5 protein-coding genes are annotated in these 4,531 nt (G+C 57.6%); 2 read left to right on the plus strand and 3 right to left on the minus strand.

Annotated features, from left to right (window positions below; translation table 11 throughout):
- Positions 1–54: 54 nt before the first annotated feature.
- On the minus strand, positions 55–747 hold the full coding sequence (locus NW815_RS10560) for a response regulator transcription factor (protein WP_414390395.1): 693 nt from the start codon (positions 745–747) through the stop codon (positions 55–57).
- A gap of 207 nt (positions 748–954) precedes the next feature.
- On the opposite strand from NW815_RS10560, the gene NW815_RS10565 reads away from it, so the two are divergent.
- Positions 955–1,728 (plus strand): Uma2 family endonuclease, encoded by a 774-nt coding sequence (locus tag NW815_RS10565; protein ID WP_414415988.1) that lies wholly within the window; start codon positions 955–957, stop codon positions 1,726–1,728.
- Between the two features lie 8 nt (positions 1,729–1,736).
- Here the strand turns inward: NW815_RS10565 and NW815_RS10570 are convergent, their stop codons facing one another.
- On the minus strand, positions 1,737–2,918 hold the full coding sequence (locus tag NW815_RS10570) for a glycosyltransferase (protein ID WP_414388150.1): 1,182 nt from the start codon (positions 2,916–2,918) through the stop codon (positions 1,737–1,739).
- A 153-nt stretch (positions 2,919–3,071) separates the two neighbouring features.
- Here NW815_RS10570 and NW815_RS10575 point away from each other — a divergent pair, with 153 nt between their 5' ends.
- Positions 3,072–3,419 carry an STAS domain-containing protein gene (locus NW815_RS10575; protein ID WP_414341893.1) on the plus strand — a complete coding sequence of 116 codons (348 nt, stop codon included), beginning with the start codon at positions 3,072–3,074 and terminating at the stop codon, positions 3,417–3,419.
- Between the two features lie 79 nt (positions 3,420–3,498).
- Here NW815_RS10575 and NW815_RS10580 read toward each other — a convergent pair whose 3' ends face one another.
- A complete protein-coding gene (locus tag NW815_RS10580; protein WP_414415989.1) occupies positions 3,499–4,323 on the minus strand; it encodes a tetratricopeptide repeat protein in 825 nt (274 codons plus the stop codon).
- Between the last annotated feature and the right edge of the window lie 208 nt (positions 4,324–4,531).

Raw genomic sequence — 4,531 nt, forward strand, 5'->3', positions numbered from 1 at the left:
GTGCTGTCGCAGAACCAGGAACCAGAATCCTTGCTCTTTGGGGCGGGGGGCATGTCAATCGCGCAACACGTAGCCTACCCCGCGCACCGTCTGGATAAGGCGCTTCTCCCCTGGGCCTTCGATCTTGAGGCGCAAGTAGCGAATATAGACCTCGATGATATTGGAGTCGCCCGTGAAGTCGCAGCCCCACACATGCTCTAAGATCTGTTGGCGGGTGAGCACCTGACGGGGGTGTTCCATCAAGTAGCGCAACAGGTCGTATTCTTTGGCCGTCAGCTCCACCTGTCGCTCTCCCCGGGTTACCTCCCGCGTTACGGGATCCAGAATCAGATCCATGAACACCAACTGGCCATCGCGGGATCGCCTTGGCTGCCGCAAATAGATCCGTATCCGAGACAGCAGCTCCTGAATGCTGAAAGGCTTGACCACGTAGTCATCCGCCCCAGCGTCCAAGCTTGCTGCCCGATCCGCCACCTCATCTCTGGCGGTCATCAACACCACCGGCACGCGGTTGCCCGTTGAGCGCAGTCGCCGACAAATTTCCAAACCTGAGATGCCGGGCAACATCCAGTCCAACAGCACCAAGTCGGGGTTTTGGTCGCAGGCTGCCCTCAACCCGGCCATGCCATCGCTGGCTACGCTGACTCGATATCCCTCACAGGTCAGCTCCGTTTCCACAAAACGAGCCAGCTTAGCTTCATCTTCGATCACCAGAATGTGGGCAGAAGAGGGTTCAGGCTCTGGCATACGCTCTCTTGCTGAATCCAAGGAAGACGCCGAAAAACTTGCTCATTGCCCCCAAGCATATCTCAACCGTATGGATTGGCAGTCGAGATGACTGAATCCGTCCTAGCCTGCAACAGCCTTGTGGAATTGCCTGGGGTTGATATCAGCAAGTGCTTTGAGTTATTCAAAAGGCATTCATGTACCTTATCACCATGAGTATCCTCAGCCATGACCCTCTCTCCTGTTCGGCTCACCCCGCCCCTACCTCCCATTCGATGGGAAAAACTGCCGGAAGACTTTCCCTTGCCGGATGAGCCTGTGGAAAGCACCTTACAGCCCCTTTTGGCTGCTGCTCTGCGTGAGGCATTGGAACTCGCTCAGAGGATCCCTGCCCAGGCTTTGATCGCCTCCAACTTTGGCCTTTGCAGCACTGTCGGGGACAAGGTGGTGGTGAAAGCCCCCGACTGGGTTTATGTGCCCGCAGTACAGCCGATTCCCGAAGGAGAGATCCGCCGCAGCTATACCCCACACTTAGAAGGGGATCCCCCGGCGATTGTGATGGAATTCATCTCCGAAACCGAGGGCGGCGAGTACTCCATCAATCCCCACTATCCCTATGGAAAATGGTATTTCTACGAGCGCATTTTGCAGGTGCCTGTCTATGTAATCTTTCATCCCAAAACCGGTGAGCTGGATGTCTACCGCCTGGAGAATGGCCGCTATACCCCTGTATCGGCGGATGAAAACCGTCGCTACTGGATCCCGGAGATTGGCTTGTTTTTGGGGGTGTGGCGGGGACAAAAAGCCGAGACCAAAGCCAACTGGTTGCGGTGGTGGACTGCCGATGGGAATTTGCTCCTATGGGGAATCGAACAGGTAGAGCAGGAGCGGCAGCGGGCCGAAGCGGCAGAAGCAGCCCTCGAACAGGCCCGTCTGGAACAGCAGCGCCTAGCCGCGAAATTGCGGGAGTTGGGCGTGGATCCCGAGGCAATAGCCGATTGAGGGCTCTCCTAGTAGGTGCGCCCGCGCCAAGAGCGGGGCCGGCTGAGGGCAGATAGGATTATCCGCAGAACGGCCAAGGGATCCGCCAGAGGCGACATCCAGAACGTCCAAGGGGGATCCTGATAGGAGCCGCGAATGCCCAGCAGTACACCTAAGCGCAGAATCAGTAAGCCTAGGTTAAGCCCCAGCAGCACCTGCTCCGTCAGGGAAAAGGGAAACCCCATCCCGGCTTTGCCCAACAGCCCTACAACCACCGGCCCAGGGATCCCTTGGGTGAGGACGAGGAGAGCTATATCCCCCCACAACTGGGCCACAGGGGTGGCATCTTTCAAATCGAGGGATCGGCCCCACTCTCGCCAAGTTTCGCCAAAAGAAGTGTACATGCGCACCTTGAGCAGGTGCCGACCGTCGTAAAAAGCTACTTTAAAGCCGGCTGCCGCAATCTGCCGCACCAGGGTCACATCGTCACAAAATGAAGCCCGCGCCACTGTGTAGCCATTCATCGCTTCCAGCACCGACCGGCGCACTAGCATACATTGCCCATTGGCCATCGTCCGTTCTGGCAGGGTAGCCCTGTCTCCGGCTGCCCCATAGCGATAGATCAGGGTTACCAAAAGAGCCGGTTGCAGCCAGCCTTCCCCCCAGTGCTGTAAGATAAACTGCGGTGCCAGGGTGATCAGGTCGAGCCTTTGGGCCTGGGCAGTTTCCAGCAGGCGCTCCACCAATCCTGGCTGGGGACGGGTATCGGCATCAATGCCCAGGATCCACTCAGAGGCCGGATCCGACTGGAGAAATCCATAGTGCAAGGCCCAGGGGCGCCCCACCCATCCGTTGGGCAAGGGATCGTCGGTTACCAGACGGAAGCGCGGATCCCGCTTGGCCATCTGCAGCACTTTTTCGGGGGTGCCATCTTGAGAGCGGCTGTCCACCACCAGCACCTCCCGCAGGACGGAGCTCTGTTGGTGCAATCCTTCCAGGCAGGGATCGATGCGCTCGGCTTCGTTGAGGGTGGGCAACAACACGCTGACCAAGCCCGGCTGCAAAGGGATCCCCGGCTGACCGGGAGGCAGAGGGGAAGGGCGCCGCAAAGAGGGCAGCAGCCGCGCCAGCAGCACCGCCAGCATCGGCACTTGCATAACCAATAGACTCAGGGCGGCAGCATCTCCAGCCCAGGCAGGGATCCCGTTCATGCCAGTTCTAACCTGTAAGGGAAAAGTGTCCAAGAATGCTTGCAAGAGAAGCCCAGGGAGGACAAACTCATACTCATGGTGATTTAGCAATTCAAAATCAGTCTGGTTGCATCGTGCCTGTGCCCATCCCCCCTCAAACCTGACGGGCTTTTCATGGATGTCTTCATCCAGCTCAGCCACAAGGGATCCCCTGTTACGGTTGTGAAATTGCACAGTGAAAGGCTCAACGCCGCGATTGCCCGCGAGGTACGGAAAGAGCTAAGCCAAATTCTCACCGAGAAACCGGGACATTTCTTGTTGGATCTTAGTCAGGTTAGCCTGATCGACAGCATGGGGTTGTCGGTTCTGGTTTGGGCGCATCGCCATTGCCGCGCTTCGGGCTATCAACTCAAGTTCTGCAGCCTGCAGGAGCAGGTCAAGCTGCTCTTCTCCATCACCGGCTTGGATGCCATTTACGAGATCTACCCCTCTGTAGAAAAGGCACTTGAGTCTTTTCCGTAGCTCTCCCTATCGGGTCAACTGAGAACCGTCAGGGATCAGCTTCTCAACACCTGGATTAGCCTAACGGTTGAAAACCTGCTCAGGGGGAGGGGTTGCTGTTTTGGTTCTCGACCGTCTGGGGCCGGTTCACCTGAGCATAAATCTCTGCTTGCTGCTGGATTTGCTCCCGAACTTGGGGCGGGGCCAGCCGGGCTGCTTGCTCAAACAGCTCAGGCGCTTTTGCCCGTAGGTTTTCATCGGTGGCGGAGCTGAGGGCTATGGCTTTGCCCAACACGGGGGTGAAATCACTGGGATCCGCCGCGATTAACTCGTCGTAGAGGGCTATGGCTTTTTCGGTCTGGTTGTTGCGGGCGTAGACAAAGGCCAAGCGCAAACGTACATCATTATCTTCCGGCACTTCTTCAAGATGCTTCTCCAGCAGGGCAATGGCCTCAGAGGTGCGGCCCAGGGTTAGCTGCACATCCACCAACTGCTGCAGCACCTGGCCATCTTTGGGATCCCCCTCGTAAAGGATCTGGAGCTGTTCTAATGCCCCTTCAAAATCCCCCGTATCCTGCTGGATTTCGGCCAAAAAGGCTCTCAGTTGCCGATTTTCGGGCTCCAGTTCCACCAGCTTCTTCAGCGGCTCAATGGCCCCTTGCGGCTCGTTCAATTGCAGTTGGGTGTCGATCAACCCCCGCAGGGCAATGGGGTTATCCGGCTCCCGCTCCAGCACGACGCGATAGCCGTCTGCCTGGGCCCGCAGTTGCTCGGTTACCAGGCTGGCCTCTGGAGATTCGGAAGGCCCGAGGGCCTGGAATAGCGGGCCAAAGGAGAAGCCCAAGAAAGTTACCGTGCCCACCACCAGCAGCAAAATGTTGAGGAGCTTGCGGGCTGGGGATTCTTGGGGTTTGGACTGAGGCATAAAGGGCTCGCGCAGAAGACTCCTCTGTACTCTATCATCGGCGCCGGGGCAGGCTGCGGGGTGAGGTTACCCAATACCCAAAACTTTTGAAAACAGCATCCAAGGGGAGGGCAATGCCGTACTGAATTTAGGTAGTGCTGAATCTTTTTGCCACCCCTCACTCCCTCTTAACCATGCGGATCACCAAATTTTCGGGCTGGAGGCCCGC

Origin of the sequence: Synechococcus sp. R6-7 (assembly GCF_047461695.1) — a bacterium.
Lineage (GTDB): Bacteria > Cyanobacteriota > Cyanobacteriia > Thermostichales > Thermostichaceae > Thermostichus.

Coding starts and splice junctions, on each gene's coding strand:
- NW815_RS10560 (WP_414390395.1), bottom strand. CDS start 747: ATGCCAGAGCCTGAACCCTCTTCTGCCCACATTCTGGTGATCGAAGAT.
- NW815_RS10565 (WP_414415988.1), top strand. CDS start 955: ATGACCCTCTCTCCTGTTCGGCTCACCCCGCCCCTACCTCCCATTCGA.
- NW815_RS10570 (WP_414388150.1), bottom strand. CDS start 2,918: ATGAACGGGATCCCTGCCTGGGCTGGAGATGCTGCCGCCCTGAGTCTA.
- NW815_RS10575 (WP_414341893.1), top strand. CDS start 3,072: ATGGATGTCTTCATCCAGCTCAGCCACAAGGGATCCCCTGTTACGGTT.
- NW815_RS10580 (WP_414415989.1), bottom strand. CDS start 4,323: ATGCCTCAGTCCAAACCCCAAGAATCCCCAGCCCGCAAGCTCCTCAAC.